21 protein-coding genes, 1 tRNA gene and 1 pseudogene are annotated in these 25,964 nt (G+C 62.0%); 18 read left to right on the forward strand and 5 right to left on the reverse strand.

Annotation, left to right across the window (positions count from 1 at the left end):
- Positions 1-17: 17 nt before the first annotated feature.
- The 7 genes from ABIC78_RS18015 to ABIC78_RS18045 all read left to right on the forward strand — a co-directional run bounded on the left by ABIC78_RS18015 (position 18) and on the right by ABIC78_RS18045 (position 10,377).
- Positions 18-94, forward strand: a tRNA-Met gene (locus tag ABIC78_RS18015).
- Positions 95-280: 186 nt separating this feature from the next.
- Positions 281-1,513, forward strand: coding sequence for a tyrosine-type recombinase/integrase (locus ABIC78_RS18020; protein WP_354491129.1), 1,233 nt, complete (start codon positions 281-283; stop codon positions 1,511-1,513).
- A 477-nt stretch (positions 1,514-1,990) separates the two neighbouring features.
- Entirely contained in the window at positions 1,991-5,413 is a 3,423-nt protein-coding gene (locus ABIC78_RS18025) for a DEAD/DEAH box helicase (RefSeq protein ID WP_354491131.1), read from the forward strand.
- The gene (locus ABIC78_RS18030) at positions 5,410-7,155 is read left to right on the forward strand and encodes a MarR family transcriptional regulator (RefSeq protein WP_354491133.1); all 1,746 of its coding nucleotides are present in this window, start codon (positions 5,410-5,412) and stop codon (positions 7,153-7,155) included. The genes ABIC78_RS18025 and ABIC78_RS18030 overlap by 4 nt, the downstream gene beginning before the upstream one ends.
- Positions 7,156-7,368: 213 nt before the next feature.
- Positions 7,369-8,616, forward strand: a complete 1,248-nt coding sequence (locus tag ABIC78_RS18035) for a hypothetical protein (protein WP_354491135.1) — start codon at positions 7,369-7,371, stop codon at positions 8,614-8,616.
- A gap of 592 nt (positions 8,617-9,208) precedes the next feature.
- Positions 9,209-10,105 (forward strand): ArdC family protein, encoded by an 897-nt coding sequence (locus tag ABIC78_RS18040; RefSeq protein ID WP_354491136.1) that lies wholly within the window; start codon positions 9,209-9,211, stop codon positions 10,103-10,105.
- Entirely contained in the window at positions 10,102-10,377 is a 276-nt protein-coding gene (locus ABIC78_RS18045; RefSeq protein ID WP_354491138.1) for a sigma factor-like helix-turn-helix DNA-binding protein, read from the forward strand. Before ABIC78_RS18040 ends, ABIC78_RS18045 begins: the two co-directional genes overlap by 4 nt.
- Before the next feature lie 55 nt (positions 10,378-10,432).
- Here ABIC78_RS18045 and ABIC78_RS18050 read toward each other — a convergent pair whose 3' ends face one another.
- The 4 genes from ABIC78_RS18050 to ABIC78_RS18065 form a co-directional block, all read right to left on the reverse strand.
- Entirely contained in the window at positions 10,433-10,642 is a 210-nt protein-coding gene (locus ABIC78_RS18050; RefSeq protein ID WP_169041624.1) for a helix-turn-helix transcriptional regulator, read from the reverse strand.
- 284 nt (positions 10,643-10,926) lie between these two features.
- Positions 10,927-11,511: a hypothetical protein gene (locus ABIC78_RS18055; RefSeq protein ID WP_354491140.1), complete on the reverse strand. Its 585-nt coding sequence runs from the start codon at positions 11,509-11,511 to the stop codon at positions 10,927-10,929.
- A 433-nt stretch (positions 11,512-11,944) separates the two neighbouring features.
- Entirely contained in the window at positions 11,945-12,154 is a 210-nt protein-coding gene (locus tag ABIC78_RS18060) for a helix-turn-helix transcriptional regulator (protein WP_354491142.1), read from the reverse strand.
- Between the two features lie 1,177 nt (positions 12,155-13,331).
- Positions 13,332-13,490, reverse strand: coding sequence for a hypothetical protein (locus ABIC78_RS18065; protein ID WP_354491144.1), 159 nt, complete (start codon positions 13,488-13,490; stop codon positions 13,332-13,334).
- Between ABIC78_RS18065 and ABIC78_RS18070 the strand changes: the two are divergent.
- Positions 13,459-13,806 (forward strand): annotated as a pseudogene (locus ABIC78_RS18070) (IS5/IS1182 family transposase); the annotation flags it as partial. The gene ABIC78_RS18065 and the pseudogene ABIC78_RS18070 overlap by 32 nt on opposite strands.
- A 99-nt stretch (positions 13,807-13,905) precedes the next feature.
- On the opposite strand, the gene ABIC78_RS18075 reads toward ABIC78_RS18070, so the two are convergent.
- Positions 13,906-14,100, reverse strand: coding sequence for a conjugal transfer protein TraD (locus tag ABIC78_RS18075; RefSeq protein WP_502915695.1), 195 nt, complete (start codon positions 14,098-14,100; stop codon positions 13,906-13,908).
- A 182-nt stretch (positions 14,101-14,282) separates the two neighbouring features.
- Here ABIC78_RS18075 and traA point away from each other — a divergent pair, with 182 nt between their 5' ends.
- The 10 genes from traA (at position 14,283) to ABIC78_RS18125 (ending at position 25,963) form a co-directional block, all read left to right on the forward strand.
- On the forward strand, positions 14,283-17,234 hold the full coding sequence (traA, locus tag ABIC78_RS18080) for a Ti-type conjugative transfer relaxase TraA (protein ID WP_354491146.1): 2,952 nt from the start codon (positions 14,283-14,285) through the stop codon (positions 17,232-17,234).
- 153 nt (positions 17,235-17,387) lie between these two features.
- Positions 17,388-17,891, forward strand: coding sequence for a hypothetical protein (locus ABIC78_RS18085; protein ID WP_354491150.1), 504 nt, complete (start codon positions 17,388-17,390; stop codon positions 17,889-17,891).
- A gap of 183 nt (positions 17,892-18,074) precedes the next feature.
- A complete protein-coding gene (locus ABIC78_RS18090) occupies positions 18,075-18,908 on the forward strand; it encodes an IS5 family transposase (protein WP_354491152.1) in 834 nt (277 codons plus the stop codon).
- A gap of 199 nt (positions 18,909-19,107) precedes the next feature.
- Positions 19,108-19,437: a TrbC/VirB2 family protein gene (locus ABIC78_RS18095; RefSeq protein WP_354491277.1), complete on the forward strand. Its 330-nt coding sequence runs from the start codon at positions 19,108-19,110 to the stop codon at positions 19,435-19,437.
- Positions 19,438-19,497: 60 nt separating this feature from the next.
- Positions 19,498-19,731: a VirB3 family type IV secretion system protein gene (locus tag ABIC78_RS18100; RefSeq protein ID WP_354491279.1), complete on the forward strand. Its 234-nt coding sequence runs from the start codon at positions 19,498-19,500 to the stop codon at positions 19,729-19,731.
- Entirely contained in the window at positions 19,710-22,091 is a 2,382-nt protein-coding gene (locus tag ABIC78_RS18105) for a VirB4 family type IV secretion/conjugal transfer ATPase (protein ID WP_354491154.1), read from the forward strand. Before ABIC78_RS18100 ends, ABIC78_RS18105 begins: the two co-directional genes overlap by 22 nt.
- 3 nt (positions 22,092-22,094) lie before the next feature.
- Positions 22,095-23,300: a type IV secretion system protein gene (locus tag ABIC78_RS18110; protein ID WP_354491156.1), complete on the forward strand. Its 1,206-nt coding sequence runs from the start codon at positions 22,095-22,097 to the stop codon at positions 23,298-23,300.
- On the forward strand, positions 23,297-24,127 hold the full coding sequence (locus ABIC78_RS18115) for a VirB8 family type IV secretion system protein (RefSeq protein WP_354491158.1): 831 nt from the start codon (positions 23,297-23,299) through the stop codon (positions 24,125-24,127). The genes ABIC78_RS18110 and ABIC78_RS18115 overlap by 4 nt, the downstream gene beginning before the upstream one ends.
- Positions 24,124-24,903: a TrbG/VirB9 family P-type conjugative transfer protein gene (locus ABIC78_RS18120; RefSeq protein ID WP_354491160.1), complete on the forward strand. Its 780-nt coding sequence runs from the start codon at positions 24,124-24,126 to the stop codon at positions 24,901-24,903. The genes ABIC78_RS18115 and ABIC78_RS18120 overlap by 4 nt, the downstream gene beginning before the upstream one ends.
- Positions 24,893-25,963 (forward strand): TrbI/VirB10 family protein, encoded by a 1,071-nt coding sequence (locus tag ABIC78_RS18125; protein WP_354491161.1) that lies wholly within the window; start codon positions 24,893-24,895, stop codon positions 25,961-25,963. Before ABIC78_RS18120 ends, ABIC78_RS18125 begins: the two co-directional genes overlap by 11 nt.
- Position 25,964: the final 1 nt, after the last annotated feature.

The following is a 25,964-nucleotide window of genomic DNA, read 5'->3' on the forward strand; positions in this document are numbered from 1 at the left end:
ACGGGGCCGCAGCGCATCGCGGGGTGGAGCAGCCCGGTAGCTCGTCAGGCTCATAACCTGAAGGTCGCAGGTTCAAATCCTGCCCCCGCAACCATTCCCAATCATACCAAACCGCCTCAGGAAAACCCGAGGCGGATTTTTTGTGTCTTTTTCCGGGGCTTACTCGCGAGTCGCGAAGTCTCAATGTGCATCTCTGGACCTCACCAAACGCCAGGACGTCGATTTGCATTTGGGGGTATTTTGTGGGGTAATCGCTGCAACCCCAGCGGAGTACCCCCACATGGCGCTCAAGGAACTCGAAGTCCGCTACGCGACCAAGCGGCAAAAGGACTACAAGCTCGCCGACGGCGAGGGCCTGTACCTCCTCGTTCGGCCCAATGGCTCGAAGCTGTGGCGGATGAAGTACCGGTTCGACGGCAAGGAGAAGCTGCTCTCCTTCGGGCGCTATCCTGATCTCAGTCTTGCCGAGGCGAGGCTGCGCCGCGCGGAGGCCAGGGTGGCGCTGGGGCAGGGCAGGGACCCAGGCGCCAGCAACAGGTCGCCCGCCGGCAAGACGTTCGAGCAGGCGGCACGGGCCTGGCACGAGAATCGTGCGGGCAATCTCGACGCCGGCCATGCCAAGCGGCTGATGACGCGGCTTGAGCGCGATGTCTTTCCAGTGCTCGGCCATCGGCCACTGCGCTCTATCACCAGCGCCGACGTGCTGGCCATGGTCCGGACCGTAGAAGCGCGCGGCGCGCTCGACGTCAGCCGGCGGATCAAGCAGCATGTGAGCCAAGTCTATCGCTTTGCGATTCCTCAGGGCTGGGCGGATCAGGATCCTGCGGCCTATCTGTCTGACTTGTTGAAGCCGAAACCGCGGGTTCGCCACATGGCACGGGTCGGGCTGCAGGAACTGCCTGCGCTGGTTCGGGCAATCGACTGCTACGACGGTGAGGAGAATCCACGCCGTCGCGCCGTGACACGGGCGGCGTTGCTGTTCACGCTGCTGACCTGGGGACGGACCAACGAGACCCGCCTTGCTCGCTGGGACGAGTTCGAGCAACTCGATGGGCCGGAGCCGCTGTGGCGCGTGCCAACTGCGCGGATGAAGATGGAACGCGAGCACCTTGTGCCGCTATCGCGCCAGGTCGTGTCGCTGCTTCAAGACGTCAGGAGCTATTCGTCGGGTGCTTACGTCTTTGGCGGTGACAAGCTCGGGCAGCCGATTTCTCAGAACAGCATGATCTATGGTTGCTACCGCATGGGATATCGTGGTCGACAGACGGTCCATGGCTTCCGCGGTCTGGCATCCACGTGGGCCAACGAAGCCGAGTGCTATCGGGCCGATTGGATCGAGATGGCACTTGCCCACGTCGACCGCGACGACGTCCGCAGCGCCTATAACAGCGCGCTGTACTTGTCGCCGCGCCGACGCATGCTCCAGGATTGGGCGGATCAGGTGTATGGCTGCTTGAAGCAAATGAGGGAGGCCCCTCACGTTGAAGGTCTCGACCCGGCCCACGTCACTTGACACGCGGCTGCGGGCGAACTGAGGATCATCGGCAGGCAACCGTACCCAATAATGCAGAAACGCGTGGCTGTTCCCGACCAGTGTTGGTCGTTCAAGCTAGAACCAATTTACGTTCGGTTCTGCCGGAAGCCGACGATTGAGGTGGCCGAAAAAAGCCTCCGCGTCGTTCCCGTCGCAGCCATTCCGGGGCGAAGCAACTGTTCCTAATTGCCGGCCGTCCGCTCGGCGTGAGCTGATCAATCCCGATAATGCTGGAAAGGCTGGACCTGGAGAAGCCAGCTGTCTGCTTTGGAGCGCTGATTGAGGATACGTGATCTTTCGTTCATCGCTTAGGATTGAGGGAATGACACTATCGAATTCAGAGGCGATAAGCCTGCCTATATCTCGGTTAGCGGATGAGGACATCAGTCGCGTGAGGGCATTGGCATCTCTGCGCTCAGAGGCTTCCTCGTGTCAGGTTTTCGGCAGGGCAAATGCATGGCGCGCAAGCGGATTGGTAAGCGGGACAGACTCGATGATCGGTTTCGGTTTGCAGACGATTCCTTTTCGGGCGACGTCGGCATCTGGCAGTCGCAATTTCGAGCTGCCATCGGTGTGGAGGATGGCGAACGCTATTTGCTTCGCCTGTTCAAGAAGACCGGTACACCGCTCGATGACGATCTGCGTCGCCTGATCGCGCGTGGGCTACGCCGCGTCCGCCGGCTCCTAACGTCGCGACACTCGCGCGATCTGCTGGTCGATGTGCGTGGGCTCGTCGAGGATAGCGACGAATTCGCCATTCTCATGCTCGATCCCGGTACGCCGGTCTCCAGTCCTGCGCGGATCCGCGCCAAACAGGGGGTTTTCCTCTCCAGTGCAGGGCGAAAGCTGTTCTGGCGCAACATCACCCGTATCGCCGAAGCGTTGGCCGCCTGTCATGATACGGGCATCGTGCACGGCGCCGTCAGCGAAGATGCCATCTTTTCGCATGGTATCGACCGGGAGGACTATCGCCTCGGTGGATACGAGACGTGCGTGCACATCGGTGACGGCGATCTAGGCGGCGCTGGTCAATCGCTCAGGCCCACGGGGGCCATCTCCTTTCGCCAGGACTGGATGGATCTAGGCCGCGCCGCCGCCTCGATCCTGGGCGTGACGCCTGAAGGAGGGCCAGCGTTGCTCGCGATCGAGCGCCGCATGCTCGACCGCCTTGCCAACCCACCCCAGTACCAGCTGTTTGATGGATCGATCGTCTTGCGCGAATTGCGCGAGGTCATCAGCGAGCTCGACCGCGTGGGTTCGAGCACCGAGGGCGAGATGGTCCTCTACCCGACCGCCGACGCACTGCGCAGTGATCTCCCGCAACTCACCTCGGGCACGATTTCGGCAGACGACACACCTGCGGTGCTTCGTTTCGTCGAGGAGGATTTGCTCAGCCCAGGCGTGCGCGCCGACTTTTCGGATCGCACGATCGTCCGGGTGGTAACGGATTTGGCGATTTACACCGTCAGGGTCGGCGAGGGTCGTTTCGGTATGCTGACCTCGGCTAATAAACGTCAGCCCGGTGATCGGGTCTACGATGCGGTCGAACTGAAGCATCGTATTCACCTGTCGCGAACGCGGCTCAACGCTGAGGAACGGGTCCGCAAGCTCGGCCCCGGCGCGATCGCCTGGACACATCCCAGCGCCCAGCCGACCGCGCTTGACGCAGCGCGCGATGTACCGCCGTGGTATGCGCTGATCGTCCTCGAAGCCTTCACTTGGCTGCGCGATCAATTTCGTTTCTACCCCGTTGAGGTCCTTCAATCAGCCCCAGATGACGAGCAAAGCCTAGTCTGGGTCGTTCCGCGCAAGGAAAACGAACGAGACGAGCGTCGTCTTCGCATGGGTATGCGGACCGCGGAGGATGCCGTCCGCCGCGATCTGCGCGACGACGATGGCCGACCGCTGTGGACGCTCACCCTTTCCGACAAGCTTGGTGGCGAACGCGACCGTCCGGCCGAGCTTCGCTATCTTGGCAGCGGCTCCTATCGGGGCCGACAGGCCTTCGCCTTCAGCTCGAGCCAAGCTATCGTGCCACGGCAGGGCTATTATCTCCGTCCCAAGCGAGAGTCCGGCACGGAGCGCGCCATCCGCCGCCGATTGCAGAACGCCGTCGCTGCCAGAAGCAATGTCGAGTTGCTGCGAGCGCTCGATGATCCAGCACAGGTCGCGCTGGACGAGGCGCTTCGGGAAATTGCCGTGCCGGGCGATGCGCCCCCCGATCTTGACGACACCAAGAAGCGCGCCTGGCAATCGATCGCGGCAGGCAAGTCGATCAATATCGTCGTCGGCCCGCCAGGCGTCGGTAAGACGTTCCTGATCTCGCAACTGGTGAAGAGCATCCTGTCAATCACCAGCGACGCGCGCGTGCTGATCTCGGCGCAAAACCATGAGACGCTCGTCCAGATGGAAGACGAGCTCAGGAAGACGCTTTCGGCTGGGGCATCAATCGTAGTACGCGTGGAACGGTCGGGAAAGGAGCAAAAGCCAAGCACATTACGGGCGGCTTCCACTGCCTTGCTCGGCGCGACCGATACCATTGAACCGGCGATCGCGGCGTTCCTCGCCAGCCAGCAATATCAGATCAAGCAGGCGCTGCAGCCCGTTGACGAGGCGGAGCAGGCGGTCGCGGATCGGGTATTCCGAGATACCGACAATCTGCTGTTGCGCTCGTCCGATGTGACGCTTGCCACCACCTCTTCGTATGTCATCGAAGAGATGATCGCGGATGGCGAGCAATTCGACTGGGTTGTGATCGAAGAGGCAGCGCGCGCGCACGGTGCAGAGCTAATCGGCGCGCTCCTGCTTGGCAACCGTCGGATCATGATCGGCGATCATCGTCAGCTCTCGCCGTTCGATCTGGTCGATCGTCAGAAATTCTACGATATCGCGGTCGCATCCGAGCTGCTTGCCGATGCGCGGGCGCAAATCGCGACCATATCCGACTTACCGCCTGAAGTGGACACTACGCTCGAGCTGATCACATCGGACCAGCAGCTCCTTGCCGACGTCCTTGCGATTGCATCGCGGTTCGAAGAGGCGTTTCGATCCATCGCGGAGCGCGAGGAAGAGCGTGAGAAGCTGCTGGGCCGGCCAAGCTCGATCGCGAATATCTTGCTCGAGCAAAGCCGCATGCACCCAGCGATCAGCGAGCTGGTCTCCAACACCTTCTATGCCGGGAAACTCATTGCCTCGGACCGCGTGAAGGCACGACGCGGAACGGTCGCGGCAGACGTTTCGTTTCCAGCCGCGCCCATCGTCCTCGTCAATCTGCCGGCGCTCAGCATCAGCCGGAGGAAGGCTTTTGAGCGGCAGGTGAAAAAATCTTATCGCAACGACACCGAAGCGACAGCACTCCTGGCCGCACTGCGGCAGCTGCATCCGATGCGCATGACCGGGGAGCGCGCGCCGACGCTCGTAATCCTGTCGCCCTACGCGGCCCAGGTTGATCATTTCGAGGCGTCGCTGAAGCACCAGATCGATGGTGACGGTCGGCTGTTCGGCTTCGAGAGCCCGCGGCATGATGGAAAATTCTTCTACACCAGCGACAGTTTTCAGGGCGGCGAAGCCGATATCGTCGTGGCTAGCCTTGTGCGAAACAACGCACTGGTAGGCACGCGCGCACTTGGCTTCATCCGCAATCCCCAGCGTATGAACGTGCTTCTCAGCCGGTCTCGGCAGAAGCTCATTCTCGCCACAAGCCGGCAGTTCGTCGAGGACGCCATCGGGGGCGTCGACCCCGACCATAGAGGCGGCGAACTTGATTTTTTGAGCACCCTGTTCGCCGAGCTCGATCGCCTGGCTCAGACCGAATTCCCCGACGTCGGCTACGGCGCCGCCATCATCAACACCGACGAGCAGGGGAGACTGTGCTTGTGAAGATCTATCTTCCTGCCTGGCATTACCGTGCCCGCGCCATCGTTCAGCGGACTTGGGGATGGAGCCCCATTGAAGAAATGGTGCTTCTCGCGCTCGATCGCGCGCCGGGTACGATCGCAGAGGTCGCCGATGCGCTGCAAATCCCGCGTCAGGTCGCAAGTTCCACCGTCGCGCGCTTGATGCAATTCGGTCTGATCGAGGTGCGCCTGTCGCCGGCGCCGGTTCTGGCCACCAGCAGCGTTGGGCACGACTTCCTCCGATCGGACCGCGCCCTGCCAGAACGGACGGAGGATCGTGAGGTGCCTATCAGTATCGTGCTCGAGAAAGTCGGCCAATCGGTTCTGCGCAACCGTGACGTGTATACGGTTCCGCTCACCAGACTTCCCAAGGATGCACGATCCGTCGGTTTTCCGACAAGCGAAGTTGCCGAGACCGACGACAGTATGGCCGACCGGGTCAATCGCTTCATGGCGCCTATGCTTCGGGCGGGAGAATGGATGCGCGGGGTGCAAGCGATCAGTTCGGTGATCGAACAGCGATATCTGGTGCTTGATCTTGCGGATGTTCAAAACGGCGTCTTGCCAGAAGGTGCCAGCGACCATCTCATCCAGGCGCTCAAGGAGACTCTTAAGACGGGCATCTTGCCGAAGGTATCAAACCCGCCGGCAAATGCATCGCCATCCGCGCAGATAGCATTCGATCCCGATCAGCTCATCGTCGGGGCGGAGCAGCATTTGGAACATTTCGAACGTCTAGTGGCGAATGCGCGGTCCGATGTCTTCGTCCTATCAACTTTCGTCGCCGAACAATCGGATGAGCGGGGTAAAGAGCAGCGCGAGCGGATCTGGCGCGCGCTTGAGGATGCAGTCGGCCGCGGCGTTCGCTGCCATCTATTCTACGGATCAGCGCTCGATGGCCAAGCCAAGCACGCGATCGCAATGCAGGAACTTGGCAAGCGGCTGTCGGCGGTTCGCGCAGCCGCGGGCTTTGTATTAGTGCAGCGGGATTCGGTGCGAAGCCATGCAAAGATTGCCGCCGCCGACGACGGGCACGGCGGGGCAAGTGTAATCCTTGGGTCGTGCAACTGGCTGCAATCCCCCTTTTCATCGGTCGAAATGTCAGTCGAGCTGCACGATGCGTTAGGTGTTGCCATTGGGTTGGACGTACTGCGTACGATCGTGTCGAGCCTCTCAAGCGCAACGCGCGCGGTCGAGACGCTGAGTTTCATGGCGTCCGATCTGCGCAGGAGCCGATCGCTCCTCGCGCCGGCCTTGCACACCAGCAAAGTGGCACGTGCCGCTTTGACGCTGGTCTATGCACACGAGCATGAACAACTGCTCCGTACTGCGGCGCACGATGCCACTCACCGATTTGTCTGTTGCACAAACAAGCTCGGCGCCCCGATGGTGCCGGCTCTGTTTAATCCAGCTGAGGTGGCCGGCCGCCGCATTGCAGACGCGCGCGTTTATTTTTCGCGGTACACCGGGCCGACAAAGCGGCGTCATGTCGTAGCACACCGTGAGCGATTGAACGACGTGGTCGAGCTTTTGCCCGTGCGCGTGCCGCAGCTCCATGCCAAATTCCTTGCTTGGGACGATGACGATATTGTCGTCAGCAGCATGAACTGGGGGTCGCAGTCCGGTCTTCCGAGCAATCGACTCGACGAAATCGGTCTTCACCTTCGTGGTCCTGGGCTCGCAACCGCACTAATCGCCAAATTTGAAGGCGTCTTAACCGAGTAAAAAGTTGATGGGGACCGTTGGATACCATCTTAATAAAGCCATTTGATATTTTGGTAATATTTAGGTGGTTGTCGCCTCAATATTTGTAAGATTTCTGGGTGTTCGATTGCCAAGGTGCCGTGGCCAGCGAGCAATGTTTAGGCACAGGGATGAAAGCTGGCAAATAGGTCGCACAGGTTTGCGAGCTCAACCCAAGGGAATACGAGGGATCTGATGACGCGTACAGTCTTTTGGTCATGGCAAAGCGATCATCCTTTTCGGGAGAACAGGGGGCTCATTCGCGAAGCGTTGGTCCTAGCGTTGGAGCGGATCTCGGCGGATATGGCTGAAGCCGAACGTCCGGAACTTGATCATGACACCAAGGGTGTTCCCGGCTCGCCTCCGATCGTCGAAACCATTTTTAAAAAGATCGAGGGGGCGGGAGTGTTCATAGGGGATGTCACGCCGATCGCCCAATCGGCGGCCGGCAAGTATGTGGCAAATCCGAACGTTCTTATCGAGCTTGGTTACGCCAAGCATGCGCTCGGCACCAACCGGGTCATCACGGTGTGGAACATCGCGATGGCGTCCGCGCGGGTTGAAGATCTTCCCTTCGACATGCGACACCGCCGGGGACCCATCACTTACGAACTTCCCGTTGGGGCAGCACCCGCAGAGTTGAAAGCTGTCCGAAGTCGATTGGCGAGCAAGTTCGAAGAGGCCATCAAAGCGTGTCTTGAAGCTATGCCCCTTCAACAGTCTTTCGCTCTTCCGTGGCATCCAGCAGAGTCGGACGATGCAGGCATCTGGGAGGGCGGGCGGCAACCGCTGGTCGTGTCAATGAAACACGACGGTAGCCTCCGGCTTGCCATGGCTGCTGCACCATACGGCTATGCCCGGCTTTTACCGACGGTTTGGGAGGCAGTAGATGGGTTCTACGAAGTGCTGGAGAAACAGGGCAACCATCCTGTCCCGCTGGGCAGTTTTAGTGGCCTTGATTATGGGCGCACCGAAGGCGGTTACATCGCATTCCGGTCTAGCGAGACGATCCGGGAGATCGGTTTGACGCCAACGGCGACCCGCCTGTTCAAGGACACTGGCGAGCTTTGGGGGATCGCCGGCAATTTTTTCGTCGATTGTCAGAATGGCGCCCACCTGTTTTTCGACAATGCCGCCTATGAAGGTTGGGCATCTTGGCTACGAGCGAACATCCGGCTCTGCAAGGCTCTGGGGGGCAAAGGGCCGTTTCACATCAGGCTTGGCCTTGAAGGCTTGCGGCGGACAGTCTGGGAGTTGGGGTCGCGCGAAGGCGAGAAAGATTTTGAAGCGATTGAGCGTCGATTCAAGATCGAGATGGTTCTTGATGATCCGGTGCCCGACGTCGTGCAAGAACAACTACGGAAGGCCTTCGATCAGATCCGATCCGTCTATGGATTACAGCCCTTGGACGACCGACAGTTCGAGCGCATGGTGCGAGGATAAGGCATTGGTACTGTTTGAATTACCGGTTTCAGCGAAGCCAAGCGTTCCCGGCAGAGGCAGGGGCCGGCAGCCAAGTCCAGATCTCGGCATTCCGCTAGGCCGGGTTTGTCAGAATGCAGACGTCAGCATGTTGCCCTGCACCTGTTAGCGGGCATCATCGACCTGATAGATCATCAGCTTACCCATCCAGTCACGGATGGCATTTCAGGCCGTCTCGGCCTGACCGTGCTCTCCTTCCGCTGCGCTCCAGCCGAGCCGGCGCTGCCGTCTCGTCGGCATGGCCGGTGCGATCGCTGACACCTGGCCCGGCCAGTCTGGCCGGTCCTGTCGGTCCACCTTTGGCTCCCCTCCGGTTGTCGCCGCGCTCCTTGTGCGCGGCGGCGTCTGCCTCGGCTCCAGGGTGACGGGGGGCGTCACGGCCCTGTAGCCCTGCCGCGACCGGGTGCAACCCGGCCCGCTGCGCGGCTCCGGGTGCTCCACGCTGTTGCGCCCTTCGGTGCACCCCGCCGCCTGATGCGGGGCTCTTGGTCCGCTCCTGCCGCCCCCCGCCACCCCGGCGCCGGGCCATGGCGGTTTAAGGAGCTTGAAGATCATGAGCACCGTGAACACGAGCGAACGCCAGTCCCTCTATGCCGAGGTGACCTACCGCATCATTGCCGAACTCGAAGCCGGGCGCCTGCCCTGGGTGCAGCCCTGGGACGCCAGCCGCTGTCCCTGCACGCTGCCCCACAATGCCGGTTCGGGTAGGACTTATTCCGGAATAAACGTTCTCATTCTCTGGACCGCTGCCATCGAGCAGGGCTTTTCCTCGCAGCGCTGGCTGACCTATCGCCAGGCCGAAGCAGCAGGGGGCCATGTCCGGCGCGGCGAGAAGGGCACGGTGGTCTGCTATGCCGATCGCTTCACCCCGCGCGAGGAAGCTGTCAAAGCCAGGGACGAAGACCGCGAAGCGCGCACCGTGGCCTTTCTCAAGCGCTTTACCGTGTTCAACCTCGACCAGTGCGAGGACCTGCCCGAAGACATGATTGCCCCGGTGACACCGATTGCGCCAGAACTGGCGATTGCCGGCGCTGATCGCGTGATCCAGAACAGCGGGGTGACCTTCCACATCGGCGGCGGGGAGGCGTTCTATTCGCCCACCCATGACATGGTGCAGGTGCCGCCCCAGGCTGCCTTCCTCGAGCCGATCAACTGGTTTCGCACGGCCCTGCACGAACTTGGCCATGCCACGGGCCACAAGAGCCGGCTGGACCGGGACCAGACCGGCGAGTTTGGCTCTGCGTCCTACGCAAAAGAGGAACTTGTCGCGGAAATGGCCAGTGCCTTTGCCTGTGCGGCGCTGGGCATTGTGCCGACGGTGCGGCATGCCGACTATATCGGAGCATGGCTCGAAGTGCTGTGCGCCGACGAGAAGGCGATCTTCCGGGCTGCCAGTGCGGCAAGCAAAGCCGCCGACTTCCTCCTGGCCTGTGGGGAGGACCGGCCATGAGCCGGCCTCTCCCGCCCGAATGGGGCACGCCCGTCCTGCCCACCCTGTCGCCCCGCACGTTCTGGCGCCGGGGGCAGCGTGGTCTGCGCCGGATGACCAAGCGGCAGCGGGCGATCTTCGCGGCGGTGCGCTTCGAGGGCGCCAGCTATGCCGAACTGGCCCAGCGCTATGGCATCAGTGTCGAGGCGGTGCAGGCCGAGCTGGCCAAGGCACTCTCCACGCTGACCCGTGCGGTCTATGGGCACTGGTGGCAACGTTGGTGGCCGTGGTGAAAAATTCAGGCCGCCCGATGACTTGCCATCGGGCGGCACCGTTCTGTGGGGCGCATCAGGTGAAGTCGTCGACGGAATAGAACATCGGGTTCTGCAGCCACTGGTCGAGCGCGCTGCGGCGCCAGCCCACGCAGCGCGTGGCGATGCGCGACTGTTTCGGAAAGGTTCCGTTCTGGACCTTGCGATAGAGCGTCGCGCGCGAGAGCCCGGTTTCCTTGAGCACTTGGGGCAGCCGCACGAACGAATTGGGCGAGGCGGTATTCATGTGGCACATCCTTCCTGTTTGATGGGTTGGATTGGCCGGCCACGAGTAGAATTGGGGCGTTGCGGGAAAAGCGCAAGCACCTGAGAATCCAGCACATGCGGCTTTTGCCGTGAGCACACTACCGGGTACACCCAAGCGCTCCGACACGACCTCGCACGAACACTAAAAAAATTTTTGCGAGCAGGCGCTCGGCGGCTGGCAAGCCGCCAGGTCCAGCGGTGTCACGAGGTCGGTTGCACCTATTCGGCATCGCCGCGCGAATCACTCTCGCGCGTCGATGCCGATTAGAACGGTGCCCGGCGCAGTTTCCGTCGACCGTGCCCGGTCACCTCGGCGACGTGGTCTAGCAGCGCGGCGATGATGTCGCGAACCTCCCCGACGGCAAAGCCTCCCGTGTCAGGCTTGATACCGTGCGCGCGGCTGAGGTCGTTCCATTTCCAGTAGGGCGAGAGCACGTCCATCAGTCGCTCGGTCTCCGTGTCCTCGTAGCCAAAGCCAGTGGCGTTGGCATAGGCCAGGGAACGATCGACATGGAGGCCGATGTACTTGGCACACCACGCGTCGGGAAAACCCACGTCAAGAAGGTGCGACGACATCGCCAACTGCGCGACGATGCCGGCTGAGTAGAACAGATAGGCGGTGTCATCGGCCATGGGCGAGGCAAATGAACCCATGAACTCGCCCGCGCGCTGGAAGCGATCCAGGCTGAGCGCGCGGCCTTCGCGGGTGCGCAGGAGCCTGACGGGCCGCGCATCGTAGCGTCGCCATAGCGCGCCGAGCTCATAATTTTCGCTCGGCAACGTGATGATGGCAGCGCCAAGTGCAGGGGCGCCAGGGTTGGATGAAGTAGCAGGAACGATCGTGTCCATATGTACCTCCGGTCCGCGTCAGAAGCGGGAAGCGGAAGGTCTCAGGTCATCACGCGGACTGACCCCGAGCTCCCGCACGCTTGCGCGCGGGAGCCGCCGGAGCTGGTAACATGCCAATGACATGCGCCGCCGCCTTTAACCCGAAGGTTTGGACATGCGCGACGGCACCCCGGAAAACCATGTTTTCCGAGTTGAGCCATTGGCGGGATTACCAGTCCCGGCGCCGCCTTTTGCGCAGCGCGATCCCACGATACCAGACGCGAATCCGCGCGCCAAGTTTTTGCGTGAATTATGGAAAAGCGGGGCCGCGCCTTCAGCCCTGGCGCGAGGATGCCAATCTATCGATGGCCGGTGGTGGCAGTGCTGGTGGCCGCGGTGAAAATTCATGCCGCCCGTTGGCGAGCCATCGGGCGGCACCGTTGTGCGGGTTGCATCAGGTGAAGTCGTCGACCGAATAGAACATCAAGTTCTGCAACCACTGGTCGAGCGCGCTACGGCGCCAGCCCACGCAGTGCCTGGCGATGCGCGACTGCTTGGGAAAGGTCCCGTCCTGGACCTTGCGATAGAGCGTCGCGCGCGAGAGCCCGATTTCCTTGAGCACCTGGGGAAGACGCACGAAGGAATTGGGCGAGGCGGTATTCATGTGGCACATCCTTCCTGTTTGATGGATTGGCTGGCCACGAGTAGAATTGGGGCGTTGCGCGAAAAGCGCAACCGCCTGAGAATCCAGGGTATGTGGCATTTGCTGCGAGCACACCGCCTGGTACATCCGTGCGCACCGGCACGACCTCGCACAAACGCCCAAAAAATTTTAGCAACAGGCGGCTGGCGAACCGCCAGGTCTAGCGGCTTCATGTGATCCGCAGTTCCTTACCTGTGCTGGTGTGCGAATCAGCCTTGCGCGGCGATGCCGATCAGGAGGGTGCCCTGTGTAGTTTCCGTTTGCCGTGCCAGGCCCCCTCCACGGCGATTGTCGCGCTCGGAAGGCAGTGCCTCTTACATGGCAATAGCTGCCACATGCGAAGCGGTGACGCGCCTGCCCGCTGGCGGTGTCAATATCCATACGCCTTTATGTTATTTAGCATCCGTCAATTGCCCTTATCCCTGAAACGAAATATCGCCCCTGGGTAGACGATGTGGCAATTAGTGCCCGTCCGTCGCATGCCGATTTCGTCGCGGTATAGCGGTAATGCACTTGATAGGAAGATTCGCCTATCGGAGTAACATTCAGAAGTTCGATAGGATGCCGCAGATTTCCGTAGAAATTAGACAGTTGGAATGGCGCAAATGGTCCACTCAGCCGCTTTTCGGGTACCACAAGCAGAGCTGCCTCCTGCCCGCGACCATCATGAAGATAGCCGTAAAAACCTTGCACCGCCGCGAGCGCAGTTGCCGCGCCTTCAAGGGGCGGGGCGCTGGGCGCTATAGTTGGGGCCTCAGTCGCCGCTACAGTGGCCTGCGGCGGAACCATCGGTTGTGTCGCTGCGGCGGCATACCCAGTTGAGATATCCGCTGGCGTCGGTGCCGATTGAGTTGCTGCCGGTGGGATTTGCGCCGCGGAGGAGACGGCCGCACTCTGCGCTGGATGAAAGTAGATGAACATCGTCCAGATGCCGCCAGCAATCGTGGCTATAACCGGAAAAATTCTAACAACGGTCTCAATGATCGACCGCTCGCTTCGCGTATTCGTTGCCATAGCTGCCCCACTTCCCCATCAGGAGCGTTAGCATAACGGTGGCTCATTTGGCGAGACGGTACATCACCAAGATTTTCTGCCATGATGATGAAGACAATCCTTGCAAACTGGCAACTCACTGCCCTCACTGACCATCCACCTTGCGGATGGCGGAAACAACCGGCCCGTTATCCCGCACCGGCCACATGGCGCTGCTGTATTCTACGATCTTGAGCGCTGAGTCTTGCAGCGGGTAGCGCGCGAGCACGTCGAAGCGCAGCAATGCCGCCCATGCCTCGATCACAGATACAGACGCACCTCTGTTCAAGAAGGCACGCGGGCAAGCCTCAAAGCTTTGCCACATGGGCCATGTGCTGATGGAAAACCGCCACGGCCTGGTGGTCGATGCCATGCTGACACATGCCACAGGTATCCCGAGCGCGACGCGGGGTTGACCATGCTGGAGCGTTTGAACGGCTGCCACCGTAGCACGCTGGGCGCCGACAATGCCTACGACACCGCCGATTTCGTCGCCAATCTGCGCGCGATGAACGTGACGCTCTATGTCGCCAAAATACTTCCAAAGATGCTCAGTCATCGACGGCCGCACCACCCGGCACATAACCGCTATGCCGCCAGAATTCGTACCCTTGTGTCATGCCGCGCCTGTTGCAGGGGCAAGCGATAGCGGGCGCTGGTCGTGCGGCGCCGCGTTTGCATCATACCTCCCGTCGTTGCGGATCGGTGATGGCGGCGATCGACAGTAGTGCGCCAGCCAGTTCCTCGATGGTGAGGTGATCGGCGCCGGTGGCTTCGACCAGTTCGCCTAACTGGCCCTGCTTGCGCGCCTTGAGTTGCCTGGCCTTGGCGGTGAGGGCCTTGAGGTCCTCGTCATAGTTGCGGGGCTTACGCATGTCTGGTGTCCTGTGACGGCGGTCTGTTGCGCCGCGAGGCCTTCCAGTTATCGGCCTTGACGATCAATGCCAATTCCCTGAAACCTCATGGGATTCCGCCGTCCCGAGAATGATGAAATCTTTTGAGGGCGCGCTTATACGTCGTGCCGACGTGCGCTTTTAGGCGTATCTGGTGTGTCGCCATGGCGATCTACCACTTCTCGGCCAAAGTTGTTTCGCGCGGTGGCGGCTCGAGCGCCGTGGCCGCCGCTGCCTATCGCTCGGCCGATCGGCTCTATGACGCGCGGCTCGACCGGCACCATGATTTCTCCAACAAGACCGGCGTCGTGCACAGCGAAGTCATGCTGCCAGATGGCGCGCCAGAAGAGTGGCGTGACCGGGCGAAGCTGTGGAACGATGTCGAGGCAGTCGAAGTGCGCAAGGACGCGCAACTGGCGCGCGAGATCGAGTTCGCCATTCCGCGTGAGATGACCCAGGCCGATGGCATCCAATTGGCACGCAACTTCGTGCAGAAGGAGTTCGTCGACCGGGGCATGGTGGCCGATCTCAATGTGCACTGGGATGTGGGGGCAGACGGCCTCGCCAAACCTCATGCCCATGTGATGTTGAGCATGCGCGAAGTTGGATCGGATGGCTTCGGTCCCAAGGTGCGCGATTGGAACAGGACCGAACTGCTAAACCACTGGCGTGAAACCTGGGCCGAGCACGTCAATGGTCGGCTGGCCCAGCTCGATATCGATGCGCGGATCGATCACCGCAGCCTCGAGGCCCAGGGCATCGCTCTCGAGCCGCAGAACAAGATCGGCCCGGCTGCCGCGCGCATGGCGCAGGAAGGCCTGGTGCGCGAGCGGCTGGAAGAGCATTTTGCCATTGCCCGGAGCAATGGCGACAAGATTCTCGAAAACCCCGGCATCGCGCTCGATGCCATCACCCACCAGCAGGCCACGTTTACCAGCCGGGATCTTGCCACATTCGTGCACCGGCACAGCGAAGGGAAAGATCAGTTCGACGCCGTGCTGGCGGCGGTGCGCAGTTCGCCCGATCTTGTGCGGCTGGGTCCTGACGGACGCGGCGAGGAGCGTTTCACCTCGCGCGCCATGCTCGAGACCGAACAGCGGCTCGAGGCGGCCACCGCCAGACTCGACGCGGAACGCTATCATGGCGTGCCGGCGCGTCATCTGGCGGCCGCGCTGGACCGCGCCGAAGCGCGTGGCCTGGTGCTGTCGGTCGAACAGCGCCATGCGCTCGAGCATGTCACCGGCGGTAGCGGTATTGCCAGCGTGATCGGCTATGCCGGCACCGGCAAGAGCGCGATGCTCGGTGTGGCGCGCGAGGCCTGGGAGAAAGCCGGCTACGATGTGGGTGGCATTGCCCTCTCCGGTATTGCCGCCGAGAACCTGGAAAACGGCTCGGGCATTGCCTCACGCACGATTGCCAGTCTCGAGCACCAGTGGGCACAGGGACGCGAGACCCTGAAACCCAATTCCATCCTGGTGATCGACGAAGCCGGCATGATCGGCACGCGCCAGATGGAACGCTTGGTCAGCGAGGCAGAGAAGCAAGGCGCCAAGGTCGTGCTGGTCGGCGATCCGCAGCAGCTCCAGGCCATCGAAGCCGGCGCCTCGTTCCGCAGTATTGCTGAACGGCACGGTGCGGTGGAGATCACCACCATTCGTCGCCAGTCCGAGGAATGGCAGCGCGATGCCACGCGCCAGCTTGCCACGGGCCGCACGGACGAGGCGCTGACGGCCTATGAACAGGCTGGTCATGTCCACGCCGCCGAAACGCGCGAACAGGCGCGCGAAGAGCTGATCGATCGCTGGGATCGAAATCGATTAGCCGACCCCGATGCCAGCCGGATCATCCTCACCCACACCAACGACGAAGTGCGCGAACTGAACGAGGCAGCGCGCGAACGGATGCGTGCCGACAGTCTGCTGGGCGAGGATGTTGGTCTTACCGTCGAACGTGGCGAGCGGTCGTTTGCGTCCGGCGACCGCGTGATGTTCCTCAAGAACGAGCGCAGCCTGGAGGTGAAGAACGGTACGCTCGGCACGGTCGAACAGGTGAGCCAGATCGCCATGCGCGTGCGCACCGACGATGGGCGGTCCATTGCCTTCGATCTCAAGGACTATGCCCATATCGATCATGGCTATGCCGCCACCATCCACAAGGCGCAGGGCATGACCGTGGACAGCGTCCATGTGCTGGCAACGCCAGGGCTCGACCGCCATGCCGCCTATGTCGCGCTGTCGCGCCATAGGGACCAGGTCGATCTGCATTACGGCAAGGATGACTTCGCCGATCGTGACCGACTTGTCAGCATTCTCAGCCGCGAGCGCGGCAAGGACATGGCATCGGACTATGCCCGCGTGCCCGAGCCTGCGCCCGAAGTGCAGCCCAGGCGCGGCATCTTCGATGGGCTCAAGCTCAAGGTGCCCAACTTCTCTACCGTGCCCGAACGGGTGAACTTTGATGGCCACCGCCTCAAGGTCTCCAAAGACCTGCTCCAGCCGGTCGCCCCGTCACGTGAAATCGCTGCAATCCCGACCAGCTCCGAAACCCGCGAGGCAGAACTGCGGCGCGAGCGCATCGAAGCGCTGACACGCCATGCCAAAGCGATCGACCGAATCTACGATACGCGGGCCCACGGCCGCCAGGAAAGCCCCGAACAGCTTGCCGAGCTCAAGTCCGCGCGCAAGGCGTTCGAGGAGCTGCGCCCGCATGGGCCGCGCGATACCGAGGCGGCCTATGCCAGGGACCCCAGCCTGGCGAGCGAGGCCGCACGCGGCAATGCCAATCGCGCCATCCGGGCGCTTCAGCTCGAAACCGAGCTGCGCACCAATCCCGAGCTTCGCGCCGACCGGTTTGTTAGCCGCTGGAACGAGCTCTCCAACCAAGCCGATCGGCACTATGCGGCTGGTAACATCGACGCCCACAAGAACGCCCGATCAGCCATGGCAAACATGGCCAGGAGTCTCGAGCGCGATCCACAGCTTGAATCCCTGCTGGCCGTCCGCAAGGCCCAACTTGGCATCACCATGATGGACAGCCAGCGCAAACTGGGCGCCCAGCTCGCGTTCGAGCACGGCCTCGATCTCGGCCGGGGGAGGGGACGCGGGCTCGGGCTGTAGGGCAGGCCAAGGCCCGAGTCGCGGAGCCTTCACAGCTTGGCACAATCTCAAGCCGCCTCAGCAGCATCCGCGCCGACACCCCCTCAAATCTCACCCCTTCCATCGAGGTTCCTGCCTCTGGCGTCCTGAAACTTGCACGGTTTAGCTGCACCCATGACCGAGACAAACGACACCGAAGTGACCACCGCCCAGGCTTTCGAGGCCGTGCGACACGAGCTCAGCCTCCTGCACAATGCCGTCGCCAATCTGACGGCGGCACGCGAGCGAATCCCCGACCACACCGCCGCGCTCGATGGCATCGACCGCAGTCTGGGCAATGTCTGCGCCCGGCTTGTCGCCATCGAACAGGCACCGGCGCTGTCGCTGACGCCTGCTGAAATGGCGAAGCAGATCGACCTCGCCGCCCAGACAGTGCGCATCGAGGATCGGCGTATGCCAATCTCACCGCGCCGCCCGCCCCGAGGCGCTGCGGCAGGCCGCTTAAAAATGGAGCTGTCGATCATCTCAATGGCAGATCACCAAATCCGCGATGGGGGTTTTGCACCAGCACTTCTGAGAAATATTCGACCAGCATTTACAACGGGCATCCCCCGAACAACGTCGGCGAGCCCATGCCTTGGACCGCCGTGGCCTGAGCACACCGCTTCCTGTGCATAGTTCGCTATCGGGATAGGCACCAGCCCGTTCGGCGTAATCCCCACCTTCTGCCTGTCCCGAGGGCGGGCCAACACCGCCGCGCGAACATACCGTCTCAGGGTTGTTTAAAGCCCGATCCGAAAGTTGTTGAGCGATACCAGTATGTTGTGATTCAGCCGTCTTTGCGAAGAGATGGGATGGATCATGGCATGGACTGGTACCGCTCGGGAGGAGCATAGCCGCAAAGGGTTGCGTTATCCATCCGACATGACGGATCGCGAATGGGATTTGCTGGCACCCTTTATCCCGCCGGCCAAGACAGGCGGTCGCCGCCGCACGACGGACATGCGCGAGGTGGTCAATGCGTTGCTCTATCTGGCTTCAGCCGGTTGCGCATGGCGATTGCTGCCCAAATGCTTCGCGCCGGTTTCGACGGTCAGGCGGTATTTCTACGCCTGGCGCAACGCCGGTCTGTTCGAGACGATCAACACGCTGCTGGTCATGAACCTGCGCGAAATCGAGGGCCGCGAGGCCTCGTCCAGCGCGGGGGTGATCGACAGTCAAAGCGTCAAAACCACCGAGTCCGGGGGACCTTGCGGCTATGATGCGGGCAAAAAGATCAAAGGCCGCAAGCGCCACATCCTCACCAACACCTCTGGTTTCCTGATTTCCGTTCTGGTCCACACGGCTGATATTCAGGACCGTGATGCGGCTGTCGATGTGCTCAAGGCGGTGCGTGGTCGCTTCCCGTGGTTGCACCATGTGTTCGCCGATGGCGGATACGCCGGCGACAAGCTGAAGGCGGCGCTGGAGCCCTTGGGCGACTGGACCATCCAGATCATCAAACGCTCGGACGCGGCCAAAGGCTTTGTCATCCTGCCACGCAGGTGGGTGGTCGAGCGGACCTTTGCACGGCTTGGCCGGTGCCGCCGCCTGGCCAAGGATTGGGAGACCACCATCGCTTCTTCAACCGCATGGGCCACCATTGCTTCCATCCGCATGGTCAGCCGCAGAACCGCAACCTATTGCTGGGCATGAGAAACTTTCGAATCCGGCTCTTAGCCCCCCTTGTCCTCCCGCCCGACTTTCCGGTCGGGTTTTATGGGAGGATGTCCTGCTTTGCGGCGGGATCAGTGGCGCCAAATTCTTGGGCAAGATAAATCTTGCTCCAGAGGGCCCATTTGCCGGATGGATATTGCTTTTCTTCAAGGGGATGTCATCAACAGTCCAAATGGGGATGAGAATGAAACGTCTGATCGAACGCTTTGGCTCTTCGCTTGCTGTTTTCGCGATGCTGCTCGGGCAGCGGGCCCTAGCTGCGGTACCGGGAGATCCGCAGGGTTCGGGTGTTCTTGTGTCGGCGGTCAGCTGGCTGCAAGGCACATTGATGGGCACCGTAGCTACAGTCGTTGCCGTGATTGCTATTGCCGCTGTCGGTTTCGGGATGCTCACAGGCCGCATCAATTGGCGCCATGGTGCTGTCGTTGTGCTTGGCTGCTTCATCCTGTTTGGCGCCGCCAGCATCGTCGGCGGTATACGCGCGGCAGCAACCGCAGGGCAGTATTGATCCTCCGTGCCAGGCAACCTGCGCCGTGACACCGTTTTTGTCGCACTCACGCGGCCGCAGATGTTTGCCGGGGTTACCTACAGCTTTTTCGTGATCAACGGCATCCTCTCTGCCGAGCTATTCCTGATTTTTCGGTCCGCTCTGGCGTTGCTGGCTTGCGTGGCAGCCCATCTCGCGGGCATGGTGCTGTGCCGGCACGAGCCGCGCTTTCTCGACCTGTGGATCCTGCGCGTCAGCCGGTGTCCGCGTGTGCGCAATCATAAGCTGTGGCAATGCAACTCCTACCGCCCCTAGCGGCCGATCCTAAAGCTGTGGCGCGTGAAACATCGGCGGGCGTGCATCTGCCCTATGGGCGGCATGTCGACGATGTCACCATCGAGACGCGCGATGGGCTGCTGATCCAGACGATCCGCCTGGGCGGTTTGCTGTTCGAGACGGCCGATACGCAGGACATCAACTATCGCGCCGAGATGCGCGACGCGATGCTGCGTGCGATCGGCTCTTCGCGCTTTGCGGTCTACCACCATGTCATCCGCCGCAAGGTTCAGCCCGATCTGGCCGCGCAATTCGGCGATACGTTTTCCCAAAATCTCCACGCGCGCTGGAGCAATCTTCTCGAAACCCGCGAGCTTTACGTCAACGAACTGTTCCTCACGATCGTGCGCCGCCCCGTCCGTGGGCGGCTTGGCATGTTCGAGCGCCTGGGCGGAATGTTGCGGCGGAAGACGCAGGCAGGTGGCGCCAGCGCGCAGATCGCTGGCGAAGTGCGCCAACTCGATGCGGGGCGCGACGCCTTGATGGCGGCGCTTTCCAGCTACAGTCCCAAATTGCTCCGAGTGTACGATACCCCCGATGGCTTTCGCTCCGAGCCGCTGGAATTCCTCTCCTGCCTCTACAACGGCGATCTACGCCCCGTCGGTCTGCCGCAAGGCGATATCGGCCATTATCTGCCGTATCGCCGCGTGAGCTTTGGTCAGGACGCGTTCGAGTTGGGCCAGGCTGGAGACCAGGCGCGGCTGTTTGGCGCGGTGGTATCGATCAAGGATTACCCGGGGCAAAGCATGCCGGGCATGTTCGACGAGCTCTATCGCCTGCCCTTCGACATGACAGTCAGCCAATCCTTCGCTTTTGTCGATCGGCAGGAAACCCTGGGGCGGATGAACCTGGCGCTGCGGCGCATGCGCTCGACCGAGGACGAAGCCGTGAGCCTGCGCGAGGAATTGCGCGTAGCCAAGGACGAAGTGGCGGCCGGCCGCGCAACTTTCGGCGAGCATCATGCCACGATTGTGCTCTATGCCGAGAACCTGGCCACGCTCGACAAGCAAGTGGCCGAAGTGCTGGCGGTGCTAGGCGATCTCGGCATGGTCGGTGTGCGCGAGGATATTGCGCTCGAACCGACGTTCTGGGCGCAATTCCCCGGCAATTTTCGCTATATCGGTCGGCGTGCGCTGGTCTCGGCGCGCAATTATGCGGGCCTGGCCAGTCTGCATAATTTCCCCGTCGGCCAGGGCAAGGGGAATCACTGGGGCGATGCCGTTACGCTGTTCGAGACGACGGCGGCCGGTCCTTATTTCTTCAATTTTCACCAGAACGACCTGGGCAATTTCACCATCATCGGCCCCTCGGGCTCGGGCAAGACGGTGGTGCTCAATTTCCTGCTTGCCCAGGCACGCAAGTTTGCTCCGCGCATTATCTTCTTCGATAAGGATCGCGGCGCCGAACTGTTCATCCGAGCGATCGGTGGGCAATACGATCAATTGCGGGCTGGCTTGCCCTCAGGGCTCAATCCGCTGCAATTGCCCGATACGCCGGTCAACCGCGCGTTCTTGACCGAATGGATCACGCTTCTGGCCGGCGGAATCGATGCCGAGGAAGCCGAAGCGGTGCGGGCGGCGATCGACACCAACTTCGCCCAACCGGCAGAATTTCGGCGACTGCGCTATCTCGTCGAACTGTTTCGTGGCTATGCCCGTCCGCATGCCCGCGATCTGTGGTCGCGCCTGCGGCCTTGGTGGGGCGATGGCGAGCGCGCCTGGCTGTTCGACAATCCAGAGGACCGCACCGATCTTGCGGCTGAAACGGTCGGGTTCGACATGACCGCGATCCTCGACGATCCGGTGCTGCGCACTCCGGCCTTGCTCTACTTCTTCCACCGCGTGGAAGAACGCCTCGACGGCTCGCCGGCGATTATCGTGGTCGACGAGGGCTGGAAGGCGCTGGACGACGAAGTCTTCGTGCGCCGCATCAAGGATTGGGAAAAGACCATCCGCAAGCGCAACGGCATCGTCGGCTTCGCCACGCAGAGCGCGCAGGATGCCCTGGAAAGCCGCATCGCCAGCGCGATCATCGAGCAGGCGGCAACGCAGATCTTCATGGTCAATCCCAAGGCCCGGACCGAAGACTACATCGGCGGCTTTGGTCTGACCCAGCACGAGTTCGACCTGATCCGTGCCATGCCCGACAGCCAGCGCTGTTTCCTGATCAAGCACGGCAATGACAGCGTGGTGGCGCGGCTCGATCTCTCCGGTGAGAAGGATATCCTGACGATCCTGTCAGGTCGGGAAGCCAATGTGCGCCTGCTGGATGCCTTGCGCAGCGATCTGGGCGACGATCCGCAGGATTGGCTGGCGCCGTTGCTGGAAGGGGCTGCTTGAGCGATGGCCTGTCCCTCCGTTAACACCGGCCAGCAGTTCCTGTCCTCGATGCTGGCGCATGTGGATTGCCAGGCCACGACTCTAGGCTCGATCGGATTTCAGTCCCTGGCCCAATCGGGCGGGCTGGGACAGACGGTCATCACAACCTTGCTCACGCTGCTCATCGCGACTTTTGCGATCCGTTTGCTGGCAGGTCGTGGCGTGTCTGGGAGTGACTTGATCGGAACGTCGCTCAAGGTTGGTATTGCTCTGACGCTGGCGGCCAGTTGGCCGGCTTTTCGCATCGTAGTCTACGATCTGGTGCTGCATGGCCCGGCAGAACTCGCCGCTGGTCTGCATGCGGACAACCAGTTGCCCGGCATGGGGCAGGGCATGGCCATGCGTCTTCAGGCGGCCGACGACGGGATCATGGCGCTGACCACGCAAGGCACGGGGCGCGAAGTCTATGCCCCGGTTGCGGACGGTGGCACGACGTTCAAGGCCATTGCTCTCGACGACCATCCCGCCCTGGGTTGGGCGCGGGTGGCCTTTCTGGTTGGCACATTGGGACCGCTGGTAGCCATTCGGCTCGTTGCGGGGCTGCTCCTCGCGCTGGCGCCGGTTATGGCTGGGGCCTTGCTGCTGGGAGCCACGCGCGGGCTCTTCGCGGGCTGGGCGCGCGGGCTGGTCCTGTGTCTGATTGGATCGCTCGGGCTCACGGTGGTCTATGCTGCGGAACTTGCGGTGCTGGAGCCGTGGCTAGCCGGCGCGCTGCAACTCCGTGGCGCTGGCTATGCGACGCCCGCCGCTCCTACCGAACTGCTGGTCATCACCCTTTCGTTTGCCATCGCGGCGATCTTGCTGGTCAGCATTTTGGGACGCGTGGCGTTTCAGCGGGGCTGGGCCGATATGCAACCCGCCGATGCCCTGCAGGCAAGAGCGCAATTTTTCGGCTCGTCCTTTTTCGGTCAGCATGACCGGAGCGCAGACCGCGCCCGCATAAGCGATAGCCCTGCCCATGTAGCCTCCGAGGGTGGCAGTTTGAGCAGTGGCAGCGGGGCATCGCCAGCGCGCGTGCCGATCCTGGTCGAGAGAGAGCGCAATGTGTCGGTTCCCGGCAATGGGGAGCAACAGTCCGGGCGGATTGGTACGCCGGCTCTTGGAGAAACGTACCGGCGCGCCACGCGCCGCGTCACAGCCGCTGGCCAGCGGCGAGATGGGAAACGATGAAACCGGAACGCAAGAAAGATCTGGACGCCTACTATCGCGAGGCGGCGACCTGGGCGCAGGATCGCGATGCGCGCGACCAGCGTTCGCGGCGTATCGCGTGGTGGGTTGCCGGTGGTGCCTCGTTCGTCGCCATTGCCGAAGCGTTTGCGCTCGTTGCCTTGGCTCCGCTCAAGACCGTCGAGCCCTATACGCTGCTGGTCGATCGCCAGACCGGCTACGTCGAAGCGCTCAAGCCGCTTGAGCGTCAATCCATTGCCCCCGATGCCGCGCTGACGCGGTCTTTCCTCGTGCAATATGTAATCGCCCGCGAAAGCTTCGATCTGGGCAGCGTCAAGGCGAACTACCGTAAGACCGCGCTATGGTCTGCGCCCGAAGCACGTGCCACCTATGTCGCCGCGACCCAGGCGACCAATCCCAACAGTCCCTTGGCCACACTGCCCCGTACCGCGCAGATCGAAGTGCAGGTAAAGAGCGTGTCTTCGCTCGGCCCGGCTACATCGCTCGTGCGCTTCCGGACGCATCGTGCCGATCTGGCGGCTTCTACGGCGGCAGATCAGGACTGGGCGGCGGTGATCAGCTATCGCTATTCCGGCGAGCCGATGACGGTGCAGGACCGCCTGATCAATCCATTGGGTTTCCAGGTCACGCGCTATCGGCGTGATGCCGAGACCATTCCCAATACAGCGCCGGCTACGCTGACTGCGCCTGCCCCTACCGCCGCTACACCAGTAGCGGCGGTATCCCAGCCATTGCCCAGCGGTCCATCTGCCTCAGTGCCCCCCGTCATTCCGATGGCAAGGGCCGGTGCTTCGGCGAAGAAGCCATGAGCGCGCGCGGCGCCCTATGTTTGTTGAGCCTAGCGCTGACGACGCCAGTGGATGCCTACGCCCAAGCTCGCGCATGGCCGATGCCGAGTGCCGGCGACTCTCGCGTCCAGACGGCCATCTGGCATCGCGATGAGATGATCCATGTCCGTGTTGGCTCGGCAACGCCGCTGACCATGCAATTCGGTCAGGATGAACATATCACCAATGTAACCATGGCCGATGCCAGATCCTGGGCAGTGAGCGTGGCACGCGATGCCGGCAGCCTAACGGTTCGGTTTCTGCCCAACGCCGTCGTGACCAGCATGATCGTGCGCACCGATCGCCGAACCTATCTGCTCGAGTTGGAACCCAATGAGGCGTTCGCCGCGGTCATGCTGCGCTTTTCAGTGGTTGCCAATGTATCGCCGCCGCCTGTGCAATCGCAGGGACAGTTCGCTCCGCAAGCCCAGTTTCTCCCGCAATTGCAGGCTGCGAGCGCCAAAGCGGCTGCGCAGCGCTATCGCGTGACCGGCGATAAAGCGCTTTGGCCCGATTCCATCTCCGATGACGGTCAGCACACCTATATCCGCTGGTCGGAAGACAAGGCGCTGCCGGCCGTCTTCGCCGTGGATGAAACCGGTCGCGAAATGACCATCGATGGTTTTATGCGTGATGGTGCCTACACCATCGATCGAGTCTGGCCGGAGTTGGTGTTTCGGATAGACCGGCACAAGGCCGTGGCCGTGCGGTTGACCACACCCAAGCCCAAGGCGGGGGAGAATGCCAATGGCCACTGACGACATCCGGCCACAGGTTGCGGTGCGGACCAGCAATCTTGGTATCTGGGTATTCGGCGCTGCGGCATTGGTCGGCGGCGGTATGCTGTTCATGACGCTCGACGCGCATCGGCAGGCGCTCAACGTGCCGACGACCCTCGTTTCCCCGCAGGACATGGCGATGCCTGGAACTGCGGTTCCCGATCTCCAGGTGCCCTATGCCGAGCCGCAAACGGTTCCGCTCGTGGCGATGCCTTCAGCAACGGTGATGCCCATCGGGGCCGCTCAACCGACAACTATTCCCACCACGCCATCGGCCGTCCCGGCGACGCCGTCACGCACGCGATGGGATAACGCGCCGCTGTCCCCGCCGATCGCGTATGGCTCCGGCGGTCCATCATCCACTGGCCCGACCACTGTGTTCGATGCCCCGCCGCCACCGTCCAGCGCACCTTCGGCTCCATCCGCACCGGCTGAAGGCGCAAGCCCAACCAGTGGCCCTGAGCGCGTCAAGGCCACTCGCTTGCTCAACCCGGCCACGACCGTGACACAGGGTTCGGTGATCCAATGCGTGCTGGAAACGGCCTTGGACACAACCAAGCCGGGCCTCGCCCGGGCCATCGTTTCGCGTGATGTGCGGGGCTTCGATGGTACTCAAGTGCTGGTGCCGCGTGGCAGCCGTCTCATCGGTGAGTATCAGTCAGATGTCGCTAGCGGGCAAAGCCGCGCCTTGATCCGCTGGACGCGGCTGATCCGTCCCGATGGTGTGACAATCGCACTGCAGTCGCCATCGGCAGACACTCTCGGCCGTGCCGGCGTCAAAGGCAAAGTCAACAGCCACTTCCTGGAACGCTACGGCGGAGCAATCCTCCAGTCGGCGCTCAACGTCGGCATGAATGTGGCTACCAGCAAGCTGGCCGACGGCACTTATATAGTCGGCTGGCCAGGGGTAACCACGCCAACCACCGGCTCGACCGGCGGTGCGAACGTGCGCAGCACTGTGACAGTCAAGCAGGGAGCGAGCGTTTCCGTCTTCGTTGCTCGCGATCTGGATTTTTCGTCGATCGACGACAGGCCGTGAC

The sequence above is a fragment of the Novosphingobium sp. 1529 genome (assembly GCF_040544855.1).
Taxonomy (GTDB): Bacteria; Pseudomonadota; Alphaproteobacteria; order Sphingomonadales; family Sphingomonadaceae; genus Novosphingobium; species Novosphingobium capsulatum.

Bases quoted from the DNA above. Each gene is read 5' to 3' on its own strand.
- ABIC78_RS18045 (WP_354491138.1), top strand. From the start codon at position 10,102: ATGAGCCGGCCTCTCCCGCCCGAATGGGGCACGCCCGTCCTGCCCACC.
- ABIC78_RS18105 (WP_354491154.1), top strand. From the start codon at position 19,710: ATGCAACTCCTACCGCCCCTAGCGGCCGATCCTAAAGCTGTGGCGCGT.
- ABIC78_RS18115 (WP_354491158.1), top strand. From the start codon at position 23,297: ATGAAACCGGAACGCAAGAAAGATCTGGACGCCTACTATCGCGAGGCG.
- ABIC78_RS18095 (WP_354491277.1), top strand. From the start codon at position 19,108: ATGAGAATGAAACGTCTGATCGAACGCTTTGGCTCTTCGCTTGCTGTT.
- ABIC78_RS18075 (WP_502915695.1), bottom strand. From the start codon at position 14,100: ATGCGTAAGCCCCGCAACTATGACGAGGACCTCAAGGCCCTCACCGCC.
- ABIC78_RS18035 (WP_354491135.1), top strand. From the start codon at position 7,369: ATGACGCGTACAGTCTTTTGGTCATGGCAAAGCGATCATCCTTTTCGG.
- ABIC78_RS18060 (WP_354491142.1), bottom strand. From the start codon at position 12,154: ATGAATACCGCCTCGCCCAATTCCTTCGTGCGTCTTCCCCAGGTGCTC.
- ABIC78_RS18120 (WP_354491160.1), top strand. From the start codon at position 24,124: ATGAGCGCGCGCGGCGCCCTATGTTTGTTGAGCCTAGCGCTGACGACG.
- ABIC78_RS18090 (WP_354491152.1), top strand. From the start codon at position 18,075: ATGGCATGGACTGGTACCGCTCGGGAGGAGCATAGCCGCAAAGGGTTG.
- ABIC78_RS18050 (WP_169041624.1), bottom strand. From the start codon at position 10,642: ATGAATACCGCCTCGCCCAATTCGTTCGTGCGGCTGCCCCAAGTGCTC.
- ABIC78_RS18025 (WP_354491131.1), top strand. From the start codon at position 1,991: ATGGCGCGCAAGCGGATTGGTAAGCGGGACAGACTCGATGATCGGTTT.
- ABIC78_RS18085 (WP_354491150.1), top strand. From the start codon at position 17,388: ATGACCGAGACAAACGACACCGAAGTGACCACCGCCCAGGCTTTCGAG.
- ABIC78_RS18125 (WP_354491161.1), top strand. From the start codon at position 24,893: ATGGCCACTGACGACATCCGGCCACAGGTTGCGGTGCGGACCAGCAAT.
- ABIC78_RS18055 (WP_354491140.1), bottom strand. From the start codon at position 11,511: ATGGACACGATCGTTCCTGCTACTTCATCCAACCCTGGCGCCCCTGCA.
- ABIC78_RS18100 (WP_354491279.1), top strand. From the start codon at position 19,498: ATGTTTGCCGGGGTTACCTACAGCTTTTTCGTGATCAACGGCATCCTC.
- ABIC78_RS18040 (WP_354491136.1), top strand. From the start codon at position 9,209: ATGAGCACCGTGAACACGAGCGAACGCCAGTCCCTCTATGCCGAGGTG.
- ABIC78_RS18110 (WP_354491156.1), top strand. From the start codon at position 22,095: ATGGCCTGTCCCTCCGTTAACACCGGCCAGCAGTTCCTGTCCTCGATG.
- traA (WP_354491146.1), top strand. From the start codon at position 14,283: ATGGCGATCTACCACTTCTCGGCCAAAGTTGTTTCGCGCGGTGGCGGC.
- ABIC78_RS18020 (WP_354491129.1), top strand. From the start codon at position 281: ATGGCGCTCAAGGAACTCGAAGTCCGCTACGCGACCAAGCGGCAAAAG.